This window comes from Mesorhizobium sp. B2-1-3A (assembly GCF_006442655.1).
Lineage (GTDB): Bacteria > Pseudomonadota > Alphaproteobacteria > Rhizobiales > Rhizobiaceae > Mesorhizobium.
Map to the genome: position 1 here is coordinate 1 of NZ_VFWK01000014.1, position 17850 is coordinate 17850.

13 protein-coding genes are annotated in these 17850 nt (G+C 64.4%); 5 read left to right on the forward strand and 8 right to left on the reverse strand.

Annotation, left to right across the window (positions count from 1 at the left end; translation table 11 throughout):
• Positions 1-137: 137 nt before the first annotated feature.
• Entirely contained in the window at positions 138-380 is a 243-nt protein-coding gene (locus FJ977_RS34880; protein ID WP_027047290.1) for a DUF1344 domain-containing protein, read from the reverse strand.
• A gap of 439 nt (positions 381-819) precedes the next feature.
• On the opposite strand from FJ977_RS34880, the gene FJ977_RS34885 reads away from it, so the two are divergent.
• Entirely contained in the window at positions 820-1314 is a 495-nt protein-coding gene (locus FJ977_RS34885) for a DUF2314 domain-containing protein (protein WP_140777216.1), read from the forward strand.
• A 13-nt stretch (positions 1315-1327) separates the two neighbouring features.
• Here the strand turns inward: FJ977_RS34885 and FJ977_RS34890 are convergent, their stop codons facing one another.
• Together FJ977_RS34890 and FJ977_RS34895 are read right to left on the reverse strand one after the other, a co-directional pair.
• Positions 1328-2278, reverse strand: coding sequence for a DUF3137 domain-containing protein (locus tag FJ977_RS34890; protein WP_181180168.1), 951 nt, complete (start codon positions 2276-2278; stop codon positions 1328-1330).
• A 210-nt stretch (positions 2279-2488) separates the two neighbouring features.
• A complete protein-coding gene (locus FJ977_RS34895; protein ID WP_140777324.1) occupies positions 2489-3544 on the reverse strand; it encodes a CapA family protein in 1056 nt (351 codons plus the stop codon).
• Positions 3545-3716: 172 nt separating this feature from the next.
• Between FJ977_RS34895 and FJ977_RS34900 the strand changes: the two genes are divergently transcribed.
• Positions 3717-4973 (forward strand): hypothetical protein, encoded by a 1257-nt coding sequence (locus tag FJ977_RS34900; RefSeq protein ID WP_140777220.1) that lies wholly within the window; start codon positions 3717-3719, stop codon positions 4971-4973.
• 177 nt (positions 4974-5150) lie between these two features.
• Here the strand turns inward: FJ977_RS34900 and FJ977_RS34905 are convergent, their stop codons facing one another.
• Positions 5151-6350: a TauD/TfdA family dioxygenase gene (locus FJ977_RS34905; protein WP_140777222.1), complete on the reverse strand. Its 1200-nt coding sequence runs from the start codon at positions 6348-6350 to the stop codon at positions 5151-5153.
• A 100-nt stretch (positions 6351-6450) separates the two neighbouring features.
• Here FJ977_RS34905 and FJ977_RS34910 point away from each other — a divergent pair, with 100 nt between their 5' ends.
• Complete coding sequence (locus FJ977_RS34910; protein WP_140777224.1) at positions 6451-7380, forward strand: LysR family transcriptional regulator; 930 nt, start codon at positions 6451-6453, stop codon at positions 7378-7380.
• 28 nt (positions 7381-7408) lie between these two features.
• Here FJ977_RS34910 and FJ977_RS34915 read toward each other — a convergent pair whose 3' ends face one another.
• The 4 genes from FJ977_RS34915 to FJ977_RS34930 are packed head-to-tail and all read right to left on the reverse strand — an operon-like array spanning position 7409 to position 12275.
• On the reverse strand, positions 7409-7687 hold the full coding sequence (locus FJ977_RS34915; protein WP_140777226.1) for a hypothetical protein: 279 nt from the start codon (positions 7685-7687) through the stop codon (positions 7409-7411).
• A gap of 23 nt (positions 7688-7710) precedes the next feature.
• Entirely contained in the window at positions 7711-8646 is a 936-nt protein-coding gene (locus FJ977_RS34920; protein ID WP_140777228.1) for a hypothetical protein, read from the reverse strand.
• Complete coding sequence (locus tag FJ977_RS34925) at positions 8646-11351, reverse strand: hypothetical protein (RefSeq protein ID WP_140777230.1); 2706 nt, start codon at positions 11349-11351, stop codon at positions 8646-8648. The genes FJ977_RS34920 and FJ977_RS34925 overlap by 1 nt, the downstream gene beginning before the upstream one ends.
• A 54-nt stretch (positions 11352-11405) precedes the next feature.
• Complete coding sequence (locus tag FJ977_RS34930; RefSeq protein ID WP_140777232.1) at positions 11406-12275, reverse strand: protein-L-isoaspartate O-methyltransferase; 870 nt, start codon at positions 12273-12275, stop codon at positions 11406-11408.
• A 517-nt stretch (positions 12276-12792) separates the two neighbouring features.
• On the opposite strand from FJ977_RS34930, the gene FJ977_RS34935 reads away from it, so the two are divergent.
• Positions 12793-14421, forward strand: coding sequence for a DUF2778 domain-containing protein (locus tag FJ977_RS34935; RefSeq protein ID WP_140777234.1), 1629 nt, complete (start codon positions 12793-12795; stop codon positions 14419-14421).
• 127 nt (positions 14422-14548) lie between these two features.
• Entirely contained in the window at positions 14549-17719 is a 3171-nt protein-coding gene (gene uvrB / locus FJ977_RS34940) for an excinuclease ABC subunit UvrB (protein ID WP_140777236.1), read from the forward strand.
• The last annotated feature ends 131 nt before the right edge of the window (positions 17720-17850 follow it).

Below are 17850 nucleotides of genomic sequence, written 5' to 3' on the forward strand. Positions count from 1 at the left end.
ACTTCCTGAAATCAGCGCTTACAGAGTCCCCCTCCCCCTTGTGGGGAGGGGTTAGGGGTGGGGGTACGTGCCGGGCAAACCTTCGAGAAGTTTCATATGCGATTGCCCTACCGTGAACGGGGAGAAGGGAGAAGCCTCTACGAAGCCTTCTTGATCGACGTCACCATGCCGGTCTTGTCATCGACGGTTACCGCCACCTTGGCGCCGACCTTCAATTTGCCGATCTTCGCTTCCGGCGACAGCTGGTAGATCTTGCCGTCGTCGAGCGTGATCGACTTGGTCGTCGGATCGACCGCCTGGATGGTGCCCTGAACGGACGCGGCATAGGCCGTGCCGAGGAAGGCGAGCAGAGCGGCGGTGGTTGCGAGGGTCTTCTTCATCGATAGCACTCCGTGCTGTTTCAATTTTCCGGGCCGCCTTGGCAGACGACTGGGCCGGACGACCCGAAACTGAAACGGAAAGCCTGCCGCCCGCAAATCACATTCGGTGAATTTTAGCAAAGGAAATCATAGGCTTAATTCCGACACATTGCATGCGGCCGACGCGATTTCCAGCCGTACCGTTTGCCTCGACACGCGCCGTTCATCCACGAAAAGAATCGTTTAGCAGATTGCGGCGGCCCCCTCGCGGCCATCACGCAGCCGCCACAATCCACCCCGGATTGCATCACGCAACAGCCTGCCGATCTTCCATTGATACAAGTTTTGTTTCACGGATCAGCTCAACCGAGACCACAAAAGGTGGGATAGACTCGCGCTATGGTTGCAAATTCAAAATAAATGCAGGATCATTCCAACGCTGCGATGAGGGGTGCCCACCATGAAACTGGCAGTTCGAACCATCATATCCCTCATGCTGGCGCTTGCGCCGGGATTGGCCGGCGCACAAGGCGCTGATCCGGGCGATGACAAGACGGTCACCTTCGCCCCGGGCGACCCTGAAATGACGGCGGCGACCGCGCGGGCACTCGCCAGCCTGGATGAATTCCTGGCCCTGGCCGAAGCGCCTCCCTCCGGCACCGAGCGATTCAAATTGAAGGTCAAGGTGCGTGACGGCAACGTCACCGAGCACTTCTGGGTCATCCCGTTCCGCCGCACCGAGACCGGCTTTGCCGGCATATTGGCGAACCAGCCGGAAGAAGTTCGCAATGTCGTCCTCGGCCAGAATATCGAATTCACCAGGGACGATGTTTCCGATTGGGGCTACACCCGGGACGGACGGCAGGTCGGCAGCTTCACCGTCTGTGTCATGTTCAAGAGAATGCCCAAGGAAGAAGCAGACTACATGCGCGGCAAATACGGATTTGATTGCTGATCATGCCGGCCGGCTAACTGGCTTCGCCCTTCACCCCGATCTTGCGCACTAGTGCTGCCGTCGCCAGCATGGCGCCCATGTCCGAGATCATCGGCGCCACATGCCTGGTGTAGTCGAGCGGCACCGAAACCTCGGGCAGCTCGAAGAAGTTCTTCGCCTGCGGCAACAGCAGGAAACCGTCGCTGCCATTGAGCGCGACGCGGGCCGGATCGTCCGGCCAGGTCTCGCCCAGCCATTTCAGCGCCTGCGCCAGCCGGCCGGTCACCAGCGGCCGTGCCGCCTCGATGTTGTCGGTGCGGAATTCATAAGCCGCGTCAAGCAAGGGTTCCCCCGATGACAGCTCCTGCAGCTTGGACCCGAACAGGCCGCGGAAGAAGCCGACGACAGCGTTTGTGCGCCGCGTCGCCACCAGGATTCCCGGGAACGGCTCGACAGCCTCGAAGGCGACGATGACGCCCTTGAAGGCGGTCGATGAGCCCTTGCCGGTCCCTTCCCGCAGTTCCGCTTCGTAAAGCTCGAACGGAAACTCTTCGTAGCGGCCGGAAACGACATCATCGAAGGCTTGCCGGTTGAAAGCCCCGACCGCCTCGCGCGGCAGCCGGTCGAACGAGTTCGGCCTGCCGCCATGCTGGTAGCGCACCTCGCGGATGAAGCCGAAGATGATCGGCAGCAGCGTGTCGCGGAACGATTGCTGCAGCCGCGTCGCCGGCTTGATGGCCTGGAAGTAGAGCAGGATCGAAGCGGCGAAGCCGATGACATAGAGGAACACATGCGGCGTCGAGAACCATTGCTCGTTGGGGTCGGCGACCTTGTTGAACAGCCAGGCGATCACCACCACCGCCACCAATGCCAGGCCGACGAACAGCGGCACCCGCCAGCGCACCTGCCGCACCGCCGAGGCCCGCGCCGCCTCATAGGCCTCGATGTTCTTCCGGATGCCGGCGATGACAGTGTCATCAGGCATGAAATCCGCTGTTTCCACCGCCACCCCCGCTGCCAATACTATCGCATGATAGCTGCATTTCCGGGAAAGTCGCCAGCCGTAGGCAACGAGCGCGACCTTCCCTTCTCCCCTTGTGGGAGAAGGTGGCCTCACGAAGTGAGGTCGGATGAGGGGTGTTCCAGGGAACACCAACGTCTCACTCCGCTGGAACACCCCTCAACCGTCTCGGCGCTATCGCGCCGATCCACCTTCTCCCACAAGGGGAGAAGGAAAAACCGCGCTCAACCGCCGCTCGACCTTTGCCCTCATCACACCCGCAAGCCCCTCCACCGGCACCAGCCTTTCATGATCCCCGCCCCGCAGCCGCACGAACGGATGCAGCCGGAAGGAGGCGATCGCACCACGCGTCGCAGCATCGGCACTGACATCGACGACGAAAATCCCGCCAATGCGCCCCGGCCACGGCTGTCGCGCCAAGGCGGTACCGAGGAAATCACCGAGCCCGTAAGCGACGATCGCATCGCCGATCCGTTCCACCGGCTGCACCACATGCGCATGATGGCCGGCGATCAGCCCGACGCCCTGGCCGGCCAGGCGCCTGGCCAATGCCCGCGTCCCGGCGCGCGGAAAATGCCGGAACTCCCAGTCCCAATGCGGCACCGCGCAGAGAAGATCGACGCGCGGCCAGCCGGCCAGATCGCCGCACATCGACACACGCCCGGCAAACAGGCTCTCATCTGCATTGCGCCACAGCGTGAAAGCCGCCAGGCCGACCTCCAGCGACCCCACCTTGACCGTCTGCACCGGGCCATTGGCGGCCAGGCCGATGGTGCGGATGCCGAGCCGCTTCAGTGCCGCCACCGTCTCGTCGAAACCCGCGACGCCCTGGTCGAGCACATGATTGTTGGCCAGCGAAAGCACGAGCTTTTCGCGCGCAAGACCGGTCGCGGCGAGCGCCTCGGCCAGAAACCGCTCGCTCATCGCATGATGCGTGCCGAGCCTCGTGCCCAGCACCGCGCTTGGCCTGTCCACGACAGGGCTTTCGCAATTGCCGATCACAAGGTCGGCGCCGCCAAGCAACGCCTTGATCACCGGGTCGCAGTCCGGCGCACGGCGGTTGGCCACCGCCGAAATGTCGCCGACGAAGGCCAGCCGCACGGTCTGTCTGGGTAGCGGCTCCATGAGCGTTCCCGACGCCGGCGCAAACCCATCAGCGCCACCGCCAAGTGACGGTTTCAGGAAACGCGGCAGCCAGGACAATTTGTAGGAAAGCGGATAGTTCGACACGCGATGCCCAATCGTTTGCCTTGTGTAGACGGTCTGCCGGACAGGTTGAAGCGTGTCCGTCGACAATCGCACATCTTCGACGATGACCCGCTGGGCCACACCGACACCGACGGGCGCAACGCCACAAATGGTGTATATTTGCTCGGCGCGACACATATGTTTTGGGGGAAAGATGAACCGAATTTCGAGCCTGCTGGCATCCGCCTTCATTGTGCTTTTGCCCTTGTCTTCCGCCGGCGCTGCCATGCCCGACGCGGCAACCGCGCTATTCGGGGCGAAGACCGTGGCCGCGCGCGACAGCGCCCTGTCGACGCTGCAGGCCGCCGCGGCGAAAGATCCGGCATCGGCCTATGCCGCCGGCGCCGGCGAATTCTTCACGGCACTTGAGTTGCTCGCCAGCGGCCTGCACCGGCACGGCTTCGAAAGCCCGCAATCCTTCATGCTGCCGCTGATGCAGTTGCCCGTGCCGCCCAATCCCGACCCCGAGCCCCTGACCTACGAAGAGTTCCGCGCCATACTGGTTGCCTTCCGCGACCGGCTGGAAAAATCCGCCACCACGCTGGGCTCGGTGCCGGCCGATGCCGATATCGGCATGGTCATCGACCTTACCCATGTCGGCATCGACCTCAACGAGGACGGCACCATCGCCCCGGATGAGAGCATGGCGGCGATCATGGCCGCGCTGTCGCGTGGCAGTATCTCGCAAGGCGATAGCGCACTCGCGCTCACCTTCCGCTTCGACCGCGCCGATGGCTATTGGCTGCAGGGCTATGCCGAGTTCCTGATGGCACAGGCCGATTTCTGGCTGGCGCATGATTTCAAAAACACTTTCGATGGCTCGTTCCACATGCTGTTCCCGCGCGCCAGGCTGCCGTTGCAGGACATTCTCGTGCCGCCGCCGAGCGAGATGGGCTCGAACATCTTCTCCTCTGAATGGCGCATCGCCGATTTCATCTCGATGGTGCACATGATCAACTGGCCGGTGGTCGAGCCGGAACGCCGCAAGGCGGCGCGCCAGGAATTGCTCGAAATGATCCGGCTGTCGCGCGAGGACTGGAAGGCGATCCGCGCCGAGACGGACAATGACCGCGAATGGCTGCCCGGTCCGCAACAGAAGGGAGAGAACCCGCTGACGGGCCTCGAAGTCGGCGAGGAGCAGGTACAGGCCTGGCTTGCCACCTTGACCATGGCCGAGGACCTGCTCGAAGGCCGGGCGCTGCTGCCGCATTTCCGCATCACCGGCAAAGGCATCAACATGAAGCGCTTCTTCGACGAACCAAAACCCTTCGACCTGGTGCTGTCGATCACCGGCCCCGGAATCGCGCCCTATCTCGAGACCGGCAGGATCCTGACCAGCGAGGATTTCGACCAGATCCAACGAGAGTTCGGCGGCGGCGGGTTTTTGACGTTCGCGCTGTGGTTTAACTAAGAAAAGTCATCTCAAGTCGAGAGGAGCGCGCTGCAAGGCGTGTTGAGACTCAGGTCAGGCCGAGTCGAAAACGGTGGGTTCCGAGAACCGGAGCGGAGCGTACTTTTGGGTACGTGAGCACCGGAAGCGCAGGAAACCATCGTTTGCAGACCGGCATCACCTGAATATCAATGCGCCTCAAAAAATCGCCCCCTGATACAGCACCGCCTCGGCCTCCTCGGGCGCGAACCGTCTTGCCAGCGACCGAAACGCGCTATGCACGCCGTCGCGGTCGATGTTGCAGCTTCTGAGATGCCGCACTGCAAGCGTTGGATCAAAGGCGCTTCGGCCATGCAGGACGCGCTGGTTGTCGAAGACCAGCACTTCGCCGGGCTGCAACTGGTGCTGGAACTGGTTCTGGGGATCGCAGATCAGCCGCGTCAGTTCGGCCAGCGCTTCGATCAACCCATCGATCCGGTCCAGAGGCGCCCATTGCGGCGCCAGGCAGCGGTCATTGTAGCGGATGCCGGTGACCGCGCCCGCCGCATCGAGGCTGATGACATGCGCCTCGGCGCTGAAGAACACCTCGCCTTCATGTTCGCGGTGGAAGGTAACGCCGTGCCGCGTCAAGAGATCGAACAGGTCCGGCGTGCGCGTCCGCATCCGTTCGGCGACATGAAAGCCGTCGACCATCAGCGAGGTGCCGCCGATGCCGGCGCCCGTGCGGATGGCGTGGAAGAAAATGAAGCCCGGCGGCGCGTAGCGGAACGGCTCGTCCGTGTGCGGGATCTGCGCCCGCGCCGTCTCGCCCGCCACCCGCGCATCCGGCCGCGAGATGAGGTCGAACACCTTGCCGTAACTGGTCTCGCGGATCGGCCCATAGCGGCCCGCGACCCGCGCCGTTGCTTCCGTCTCGGCCGGAACTCCGGTCAGCATAGCGATGCCGTGATCCCTTAGCGCCCGGAGCGACTGGAACAGCGCTTCGTCATCCGCCACCACCGCGTCGAAAGCGAAGCGGCCGAGCCGTGCGGTGAGATCGTTGTTCCAAAGTTGCGGCCGGAAACGGACCGGACCCGAGCCGCCGACATGCCCTGCCAGGAAGGTCGGATCGTAATGCGACACATGCCCGTCCTGCCAGATGGCCGTGACCTGCCCCGGCACGGAGACATCGAAACTTTCCGCATGGATTGCCTTGTCGACATCTGCCGGCGTCAGCCACCTCTTGCCCGAGGCGGTGTCGCCGCATTGCTCGCATTCGCAGGCCAGCCGCAGCCAGCGCGTCGAGAGTTTCGCCGATCGGCCGTCCGCCAGCTCGACGGCAATGCGTGCGCCTTCCGCGCGCATGGCGTGGATTGGCGCGACGGCATGTCTTTGCTGTTGCTTTGGCGTGTCGAGCATCTGGTGTCCCCTGCGGTTGAATTTCTTCGACCAACCTAGGCAAGGAAAATCCCGCACTCAAACGAGTTCCCTTCTCCAAGTATTGAGGTAAATTCAAAACATGATGACGCTGAGGGATCTGCCGCTTTCCGGATTACGGGCGCTGGTGGCCGCCGCCAGGGCCGGCAGCCTGACGCGCGCGGCCGAGGAATTGGGCGTCACGCCCGGCGCTATCGGCCATCAGATCCGGCAGTTGGAAGAGCGGCTCGGCGTCAAGCTGGTGCGGCGCGAGGGCAACGGCATCGTGCTCACCCGCGCCGCCGAGGCCGCCTTGCCCGATATCGATCGCGGTTTCGATGCGCTGGCCTCCGGCATGCGCCGGCTGCGCTTCGAACGCCAGGCCGAAACCTTCACCATCTCGGCCGATCCGTCTTTCGCCTCGCTCTGGCTGGCGCCGCGCCTGGCCATGGTGCGGCCGGCCCTGGGGCGGCTCGAGGTTCGCATCGTCGCGTCCGTTGCGCTCGATGCCATGGCCGAGGAAGGCGTCGACCTTGCCATCAGCTATCGCAAGGGATCGGCATCCGACATCGCCGCACTCGACCTCTTCACCGAGCGGGTCATCCCCGCCTGCGCACCGGCGCTGGTCCAGCATCATGCCGGGCCGGACAGGGCCGACGTGCTGGACAGGATGCCGCTGCTGCATATCGACCCGATGATGGGTGACGATGTCTACCCCACCTGGCGGGACTGGTTCGTAGCGGCTGCGCGGCAACGGAAGGACATTGACCAGGGTCCGCGCTTCGGATTGACCATCGTCGCCGCGCAAGCGGCGATCGCCGGCATGGGCGCGCTGCTGGCCAGCGAACTGGTGCTGCGCCGCCATCTCGACGCTGGCCATCTCATCGAGATCGCGCGCGAAGTACCGGCACTGACCATCAGGCGCCGCATCGTCTGGCCCGAACACGGCCCGAAGGCGCGCCGCGCCGCGACGGTGGCGGCGGCGCTTCTGGCGGCGGCCGGCACCGGCATCGATGGCGCCCTGCCGCGATGAAACCCTGATGGATGCGGCCCGACGCGCCTTAGAAAAACAGCCGCTGTAGCCGTAGAAGCCCGGCCAGGGCGCCGGCTATGAGCGCGTTCGAGATCACGCCGATCGCCGCGGTCGTCCAGGCGATGCCGCCGGACTGGCCAAGGACCATGAACGGAAATCCGGCGGCGATGACGACAATCGCCACGAGCAACCCAAGCCAGCCGACGCTTGGCCGCTTGGCCACCCGGCTGAGGAAATAGGCGATCCCGACAAGCAGTATCCTGAGCGGGTCCAATATCTGGGCAATGACGATGGCGGTCAGAAGCATGGCCGGGAACTGAACCTCCAAATCTAGCGCTGGAACCCGGGCAGCCGGGCGAGCAACCACTGTAGCGGATTGCCAACGAACGCCCGTGTGACGAACGTGTCGTGCGCGGCATCGGAGGCAAGCAAGGCAACCGTCCCGGCTTCGAGACGGCGTGGCGGATCGGAACTGGCGTTAATGCCCTGGCCCGCCAGCAACTGCCTGATCTCTGCATTGCCGGAGGCCGAGGATTTGCCATAAGCGCTGACGAGGAAACGCTTCCGGTGCTGCACGACCCAGTTGGCGAAGATGTCGGCCTCGTCGAAGACGGCGTCGAGCAGGAGGACGCCGAGCAGGCGTGCACTGATGTCGCCATTCCTGAGTACGAAAGCCGTCGGGTTGTAGCCGCCGCTATAAGCGACCAGCACCACGGGCATGGCGTCGAACCTTGCCGCCTTGGCGCCGCTCAACTTGGCCAGGCCTTGCGCTGCCTCGGCCATGAATCTGGCAAAATAGCCCGGTGTCCAGAAATTGCCGGCGCTGGAATCCTGTGCATTGCTGGCGAATTGCGGCGCCACCAGCACGGCGTTGAGGCCGGACGCCTCGACCTGCGCCACGACCCGCTGGCGGCCGACGACATCGCGCTGCAAGGTCGCGCCGTTGCCATGGAAGAACACGACGATGACCGCCGGCTTTGCCAGATCGAAACCTTTTGGCACGGCCAGCAGCGTCGAGCGATCGGAATAGGTCTCGTCTTCCCAATAGATGCCGCCGCGCGGCGAGGTGTGGCCGCGCCTTCCGTCCGCCGCCGTCACGTCGAGAAACGGCGCGGAGCCATCGGGCAGCTTGCCTCGGTAGGGAAAGGGTGACGCCTTGAACGGCACGATGGTTGAGATGGCCTTGTGCAAGCGCGCCCCCTGGCTTGCCACCGGAAACGCCGCCGTGGCCAGCAGTCCGGCAACGATGGCGCGCCGGTCCGGCATCAGGCCGCCACCAGCCGCACACCAGGCGCCTTCGACGGCAACAGCACGGCGAAGAAGGCAGGGATGGCGATGAGATAGGCGATCGCCGACCATTGCAGCACGGCGCTCAGCCCGAAGCTGGTGGCGATGATCGGCACGGCAGCGGAGCCGATGACCGAGAAACAGCCATTGATGCCCCAGGCCCAGACGAACAGATGCTCCTTGCCGAGCCGCGCCAGCCAGGTCATGGCGGTGGCCATCGGCATGCCCATCAGGAAGGCCGGTGGCGACACCAGCAGGAAGCACAGCAGCAGTCGCACCGCATAGGGATAGGCGCCGATCCGGTCGAGCACCGGCGACAGATAGAAGCCATAGGCGAACAGCAGCAGGCAGACCGCCAGGAGCACGACGGGCAGCAGCGTCCTGGCGCGGTCGAAGATGCGCTCGGCGAACAGGCTGCCGAGCCCGGAAAACACCAGCATCGAGGAGATCAGCACCGAGGCCGACACGGTCGGATTGGCGAGCGCCACGGTGAAGCGGCTGATCAGCCCGACCTCGACCATGATGTAACCGAGGCCGAGACAGGCGAAATAGAGGATGGTGCCGAGCTTGCCGCGCGAGCGCGAGAACACGATGCGCCAGCCGAAAATGACCGGCAGCAGCACCAGCGATGCGGCCGTGATGCAGGCGATCCCGAGCGTCGCCCAGATCAGCAGGTAGCCCCAATCGTCCTGGAACAGGTCGAGCCGGTCCAGCGTGCGCGGCAGGTCGGCGACCTTCACATAGGCCGCGAAATAGGGCTGGTCGTTGCTCAGCGCGCGTGCGTCGAAGACATAATCGTTGGCAAGCTTCTGCCAGCCACCGGTCAAGAGCGCATGCCAGCTCATGCGCTGCAGTTCCGTCGCCGGCAACACCTGCGGGCCGACCTCACCGCCGGCGCCCGCACAGGCATCGAGCGTCGGATCGGCAGGCGCCGTCGGATCGCAGTCGGGGTTTGCGGGCGCGGTAGCGTCGGCTGGCGCCGTCGCATCGGCGGCGGGCTGCGTCAGCGTCGCGTCCTGTCCGCTGCCGAAGATCGAGGCGCGGTAATCGTCGAGCACCTTTTGCGCGCCCGAACCGTCATAAATCATTCCCGGATAATAGACTTCCTCCCAGGACATCGACCTGGTGTAGTCGCGCAGCGTCTTGATTTCGGCCTCGGTGAAGCCGCCGCGCTTGAACAGCACCGTTGTTGTCGACAGGTAGCTCGACACGGCGAAGATGTCGTTGGCCGCGCCTTGGCTGTCGAACGTCCTGGCCGCCTCGGCGATGGTCGAATAAAGCTTCAGCACCGATTTCGGTGGCTCTTCCTTGTTCCACAAGGTCACCGACAGCACGCCGCCATCGGCCAGCGCGTGCATGTAGCTCAGCATCGCCTCATGCGTGTAGGCGTATTTCTCCGAAATGGCGAAGCCGCCGGGATTGGACAGGCCGACGCTGTCGGCGAGGCTGAGGTCGATGACGTCGTAGCGCTCTGTCGTGTTGGCGAGGAACAGCCGCCCGTCATAGTCGATCACCTTGAGCCGCGGCTCGGCCAGGATGTCGCCGGTCACGTCCTTCAGCACCGGATCGCGGAATGCCCGCAACGTCATCGGGTTGCTCTCGGCGACGGTCACCGAGGTCGATCCGGCATTGAGTGCGGCCTGCGTCGAGATACCGCCGCCGAACTGCACGACGAATGTCTTGGGCTTGTCCTTGATCACATAGGGATAGTGCATCGGCAGGTAGCGGAAATAGACCTGCTCGGCCGGCGCCAGATTGCGCATGATGCCTTCCGGCCCGTCGCCGTCGCGGTACATGCCGACATAGGTGTTGGCCGGAACCTCGGGCATGCCGAAGGCGGCGTTGTCGCTCAGGCCCGGCGCGAAATGCATGTAGGAACTGGCATAGACTTGCAGGTCGCCGAATGGCGAGACGCTGCGGTAGATGCGCTTGCCGTCGGGAAAGTTGCGGGCATAGGCGACGCCCTTGTACTGCGACACGGCGATGTCGGGTATGCCAAGCAGGCCGGGCAGCACGAGATAGCCTGATATCGACAGCGCCGCGACGACCACGCCGGCGACGACACTCTTCCAGGCGCCGAACGCGAAGAACCACAGCAGCGACCCGGCCGCCCACAAAAGCAGCGGCACGACGATGATGGTTTCCGGCGCGAACAGATAAAGCGATACCAGAACCACGAGGCCGGCCAGCCCCGAGCCGGTAAGGTCGGCGAAATAGACCCGGCCGAACGCGGTGCGGCTTTTCAGGAAGACGATGCCGAGGAAGAACGCGCCGGCCAGGAACGGCAGGAGATAGAGCAGGAAATTGGCGAGCAGCCGCCATTTCTGCGCCGGGTCGGAAACCAGGAAGATGGCGTTGAACGGCACTGTCTGGGCAACGAGGTTGGAGCCGACAGCGAGCGGGCCGATCAGCAGCAGGGCCGCCGTGGCGGCCCCTTGCCAATGGCGGTCGAACCAACCCTTGCCGGCGAAGATCACGACGCTGGACAAGGAGAAGCCGAGCATGGCGAGGCTGACCACCAGCGAGCCGAAATGCGACCAGCTGCCGACGGCGAACACCCGCATGACCGCGATCTGCAGCGCGATGATGGCGCCGGCGATCAGCCCGACCGCGAGATAGTGCGCGAGCCGCGGCGCCTCCAGCGAGGCGATGCTTGGCCGAGAGGTCGATACGACAGCCGTCATTCAAGCCCCTTGATGCGGCGGTTCAGCTCAACAGGCTTGGACCGGCGCGGCAACTCATCCGTTGTGCGTGCCGACGATCTGGTCGCCTTCCAGCTTGGTGAACGGCACGAACGGCACCACCTTGCCATTGTAGATGTCCGAGCGGACGATGTTGAACGTGCCGTCGGCAAGCTGCTGCTTGATCACCTTGAGCACATGCTGGGCACCCGGCGGACCGACCGGAATGACCATGACGCCGTTGGGCTTGAGCTGCTGCAGCAGCGACGGCGGGATGTGGTCGATGCCGCAGGTGACGATGATCTTGTCGAACGGGCCGACGCTCTCCCAGCCATAATAGCCGTCGGCATTGCGGCTGGTGACGGAGCCGAACACGCTGTAGCCGCGATCGATCAGCGCGTCATAGGTGCGGCGGGTGCGCTGGGCCAGCGGATTGATGATCTCGATCGTGTGTACCTTGTCGGTGAGATTGGCCAGATAGGCCGACTGGTAGCCGGAGCCTGTGCCGACCTCGAGCACGGCTTCGCCAAACTGCACGTCGATAGCCGTCGTCATGCGCCCGACGAGGTGCGGGCCGGAAATGGTCACGCCGTAGCCGATGTCGAGGAAGGCATGATCATAGGCGCGCGCCAGATTCTGCGGCAGCACGAACTCCTCGCGCGGCGTGGCGAGGAAAGCACGCTTGTTGCGGTCGTCCAGCACGTCCTTGTTGTAGACCATGATCTGGAAGCGATCGAATCGCCCGGCCAGGAACTTCGGATCCTCGCCCCGATTGGCCACCATCCAGTCGATGAACGATTTTTTGTCGTTGAATGGGAGTTCGGCGTTGCGGTCGTAGGGGACCGGCACATTGGCCCTGACCGAGGCCGGAAGAATGGAAAACGCCGCAGCACCCGCCGACAGCGCCAAGAAGTCCCGACGCTTCATGGAAAAAGCCTCCAAAAGTGGCCTTTGCCACCCCAAAACCAAGCACTTTAATCCGATTGCACCGCCTCCCAAAACGAGTCAATGGCCGTCGGAAGGCAGCCGCCCGGCCTGGGATTTTGTGGCAGTAGGGCAACAGTTTGGCCGGTCGACGGGGCCTTTTTCAGCCGAAGCGATCGGCAAGCACCCTCACCCGGCGTGATCCCGGTTGGCTTTTTGCTGATTTGGCGCAGGCCGTTTTGCTTGACTCGGCCGCCAAAAACAGGCAGCAAACTTGCTTCGGAAGGCCTGCAATACCGCGTGCATGATCGTGGACGAGCCTTTTTTGGCACAAAGTCCACGTCTCTTGGTTGGTTTTGAGAGGGATTGGTTAACCAACTTTGTCCATATTTTGAAGCAATCGGCAACCAACGACAGGCGCGGCAAACGCGTCGGGGACCACCTGGGATCACTCACAGAATGGTCGTCGCGGCTGACAAGGCCACGTACGGGGAAAACCGATTGGAGCAAGATTGGTTGCATGGCGTTGTCGAGTAAACGAAAAATAATCTGGGACCAGCGCGAGGGCGGCGAGTTCGTCGATGCGCCGCGCACCCCTTCCTTCAACCCGCAACGGATCGTCCGCTGGGTCGCGGTGCCCGGTGTCAGCGCTGCCGTCGGCCTCTGGCTGATCGGCACCATGGCCGGCCTCAGTTCCGTCGGCGCCTCGTTGTCGGCGACATCGGGCGGCCTGCCGCAGACGCTGTCCATGCCTGGCTCGCTGGCGCTGGCCGATCCGCTGAAGCAACATTTCCTCAGATCCTCGGCGCCCTTCGTGCTCGCCAATGCCCATGGCGGCGCGCAGGCCCTGCATGACCACGCGGTGCAATGCGGCGCCAGTTGCTTCAAGCTGGCCCGCGTGAGCCCGCTGGCGGAGAAATCCGCGCGCCTCGTGGCGCAGGCAAAGCCGGAACAGCCAATTTTGAAGTCGAAGGCGCAGGAGCGTTTCGAACGCGTGGAAGCGTCGCTGTCGCCGACCAAGCTTGCCGCCGTCTTTGCCGGTGCCGGCAAGCCTGTTGCCACGGCCGACGCCCGCCCGGTGATTTCCAAGGCCGCGCCGCATATTACCGAGGCATCGCTGGTGCCCTCCGTTCAGGTCATGGCCAGCCTGTCTGATGACATGCCGGCTCCGGCAGCGGAACGTTTCGCTCGTGTCGACACCGGTTCCGTTGTCGTGCAGACCGCGCCCGCGCCGATGGGCCTTGCCCAGTCGGAGACGCCTGACAACGCGCAACTGGCGCTGGCCCTCGTGCAGTCGATGCCCGTCGAGGATGAGGCATTCGCCTCGCCACTGCCGATGACCGAATCCTCAGCCGATGTCGCGGTTGCGCCTGTCGAGACCCAGCAGGAACAGCCCGGCGACGCCGCCTCCTTGCCGGATGCGCTGACCGACGACGTGCCGCTGCCGACCCGTCGCCCGCAATATGACGCGCCGCAACCCAAGGCCGTGGAGCAGGATGAGCCGGCTCCGCAGCCCAGGATTGCTCAGCCCAAGCTCGCCCAGCAGAAGCCGGCGCCGCAGGCAAAGCCGGTCCAGCAAGCCCAGCCGGCAAGGCCGGCCCGCGCCGGCCGGTCTGGCGAAGGCGGCGACGTGCTGGCCTACGCCAAGCCGGACACGCCCTCTGGCGGCCTTGGCCAGGCATTCAGGAACTTGTTCAACGGGCCGACCGCCGGAAGCGGAGCCGGCCACGGCGTCGCCGTCTATGACATCAGCGCCAAGACCGTCTACATGCCCGACGGCCAGCGGCTCGAGGCACATTCGGGCCTCGGCGCCATGGTCGACCAGCCGCGCTATGTCGACGTCAAGGATCGCGGCCCGACGCCGCCCAACACCTACAATCTGTCGCTGCGCGAATCCCGCTTCCATGGTGTCGAGGCCATACGCCTGACGCCGGTGAATGGCGGCAACAAGTACAACCGCAACGGCCTGCTCGCCCACACCTACATGCTGCGCGGCGGCCGCGCCGAGTCCAATGGCTGTGTCGTCTTCCGGGACTACGCCCGCTTCCTCGCCGCCTTCAAGAAGGGCAAGGTCACGCGGCTCGTCGTGGTGCCGCGCCTGAACGGATCGGCGACCCGCGTAGCGACGGACAACGCACGCGGCGCCTGACCGCGACAGGCAGGCAATCCTTGGCACTGCCTCCTCCTGACAGCCTTCTGTCAGGAGCTGCATCCGGGCATGCGGCTTGCCCCATCGCGCTCTTTCCATTTTCGCTAAGACCTCCCATATTCGGGTCATGGCCAAATCCCCCGATAAAAGAACGCCGCCGACGGCGAATGACGACCGCGCCGCGCCGAAGCGGCGCAGCCCGCTGACCGATTTCTTCGACGCCTCGGAACCGCTGCACAGGGGCGGCTTCGCCGAGATGCCGCAGCCTGAACTCTCGGGCACGCCGCTGACCGGTTCGATCGCCGACTGGGCCGAACAGATCGAGCAGGAGGCAGAACGCGAAGGGCGCCAGGTCGGCAAGGGCGACGGCGGCAAATCGCCAAAGCCGTCGAAGAAGATCCCCGAACGCTCCGCCGCGCCCGGACGCACGGCACGCGGCACCTCGATGGGCGGCGCGGCCACCGCCCGCGAACGCGCGGCGGCGGGCCTCAATCCGGTCGCTGGCCTCGATGTTTCGCTGGAAGAAGCCGAGACGATGACGTCGAGCGGCGTCACCGCGACGGTCGCCGCTCTCTCGGCACTGATCGAATCCGGCAATCCGCTGCACAAGGACGGCGTCCTGTGGACTCCGCACCGCCCCGCCCGGCCGGAAAAGTCCGAAGGCGGCATCGCCATCAAGATGGTGTCGGATTTCGAACCGGCCGGCGACCAGCCGACCGCGATCAAGGATCTTGTCGAAGGCGTCGACAACAGCGACCGCACCCAGGTGCTGCTTGGCGTCACCGGTTCCGGCAAGACCTTCACCATGGCCAAGGTGATCGAGGAGACGCAGCGCCCCGCACTGATCCTGGCGCCCAACAAGACGCTGGCCGCGCAGCTCTATTCCGAGTTCAAGAAATTCTTTCCCGACAACGCGGTGGAGTATTTCGTCTCCTATTACGACTACTACCAGCCGGAAGCCTACGTCCCGCGCACCGACACCTTCATCGAGAAGGAATCCTCGATCAACGAGCAGATTGATCGCATGCGCCATTCGGCGACGCGGTCTCTGCTCGAGCGCGATGACGTCATCATCGTCGCCTCGGTGTCCTGCATCTACGGTATCGGCTCGGTCGAGACCTATACGGCGATGACCTTCCAGATGCAGATCGGCGACCGGCTCGACCAGCGCGCTTTGCTCGCCGATCTCGTCGCCCAGCAATACAAGCGCCAGGACATCAATTTCGTGCGCGGCTCGTTTCGCGTGCGCGGCGACACGATCGAGATCTTTCCGGCCCACTTGGAAGACCGCGCCTGGCGCATCTCGATGTTCGGCGACGAGATCGAGCAGATCACCGAGTTCGATCCGCTGACCGGCCAGAAGACCGGCGAGCTGAAAAGCGTCAAGATCTACGCCAACTCGCACTATGTGACGCCGCGCCCGACGCTGAACCAGGCGATCAAGTCGATCAAGGAAGAACTCAAGCACCGGCTGGTGGAACTGGAGCGGGCCGGCCGCCTGCTCGAAGCGCAGCGGCTGGAGCAGCGCACCCGTTTCGACCTCGAAATGCTGGAAGCCACCGGCTCCTGCGCCGGCATCGAGAACTATTCGCGCTACCTCACCGGCCGCCAGCCGGGCGATCCGCCGCCGACCCTGTTCGAATACATTCCCGACAATGCGCTGGTCTTCATCGACGAAAGCCACGTCACCGTGCCGCAGATCGGCGGCATGTATCGCGGCGACTTCAGGCGCAAGGCGACGCTGGCCGAATATGGCTTCCGCCTGCCCTCCTGCATGGACAACCGGCCGCTGCGTTTCGAGGAATGGGACGCCATGCGCCCGCTCTCCGTCGCCGTCTCGGCGACACCCGGCGGTTGGGAAATGGAACAATCCGGCGGCGTTTTCGCCGAGCAGGTCATTCGCCCGACCGGCCTGATCGATCCGCCGGTCGAGGTGCGCCCGGCGAAAAGCCAGGTCGACGATGTCGTCGGTGAGATCCGCGAGACCACCGCCGCCGGCTACCGCACGCTGGTCACGGTGCTGACCAAGCGCATGGCCGAGGATTTGACGGAGTACCTGCACGAGCAGGGCGTGCGCGTGCGCTACATGCACTCCGACATCGACACGCTCGAGCGCATCGAGATCCTGCGCGATTTGCGCCTCGGCGCCTTCGACGTGCTGGTCGGCATCAACCTTCTGCGCGAGGGCCTCGACATCCCCGAATGCGGCTTCGTCGCCATTCTCGACGCCGACAAGGAAGGATTCCTGCGTTCGGAGACCTCGCTGATCCAGACCATCGGCCGCGCCGCCCGCAACGTCGACGGCAAGGTCATCCTCTATGCGGACCAGGTCACCGGCTCGATGGAGCGCGCGATGGCCGAGACCAACCGCCGCCGCGAAAAGCAGATGGAATGGAACGCCGCCAACGGCATCACCCCGGAATCGGTGAAGTCGCGCATCTCGGACATTCTCGACTCGGTCTACGAAAAGGACCACGTCCGCGCCGACATCTCGCAGTTCACCGACAGCGCTGGCGCCATGATGGGCAACAACCTCAAGGCCCATCTGGACGCCATGGAGAAGCAGATGCGCGACGCCGCCGCCAATCTCGACTTCGAGAAGGCCGCCCGCATCCGCGACGAAATCAAGCGTCTGCGCGAGATGGAACTCTCGATCTCCGAAGACCCGCTTGCCAAATACGCCGACATGGAAAGCCCGGTCTCGGGCCGCGAAAAAGGCAAGCACAACAAGGGCGTGGCCAAGCACCGCACGGCGGAGGAGCAGGAGCGTTTCCGCAAGCTCGACGAAGCACGCGCCGCCGAAGAGGTAGCCAAGGCGGCCCGGCCCAACCTCTTCCGCAAGCCGGCCCTTGACGAGATGGGCGCCGATGGCGCCGTGCCGGTGAAGAAGCCGCTCTTCGCCAAACCATCGATTGACGACATGGGCCCGGGCACCGACATGCCGACGCCGGCGGGTGCCGTGTCGCGCTCGCTGTTCAAGAAACAGTCGGCGCAGGAAGCACACGGCTCCGATTTCGGCATTCCCGGCGAGCCGGTCAAACCGCTGTTCAAGAAAAACTCGCTCGACGAGATGACGGTGCGGCGGACTGAAAAGCCGGTCGAAGGAAAAGTACCGACGAAGCCCCAGCCGATCTCCCCCCTTGTGGGGGAGATGCCCGGCAGGGCAGAGGGGGGCGCGAAGGATCGCGACGCCAAACCAATCGTTCGCCAGCGCGCGGGTATCGGCTCCTACGAGGACCCAGGCGACGCCCGCCGCGAAAAGCGCCGGCCGGGCAAGACAGGCAGGCCGGGGAAGTAGAGCGCCTCTTCCTTCTCCCCCTGTGGGAGAAGGAAGAGCGCTCCACTTGCCTCCACCCCCGCCTTTGGTGTAATCGCTCCGCACACTCGAACGTCTTGAAAGGAGGGCTCACGTGTTTACGTTTTTTCGTC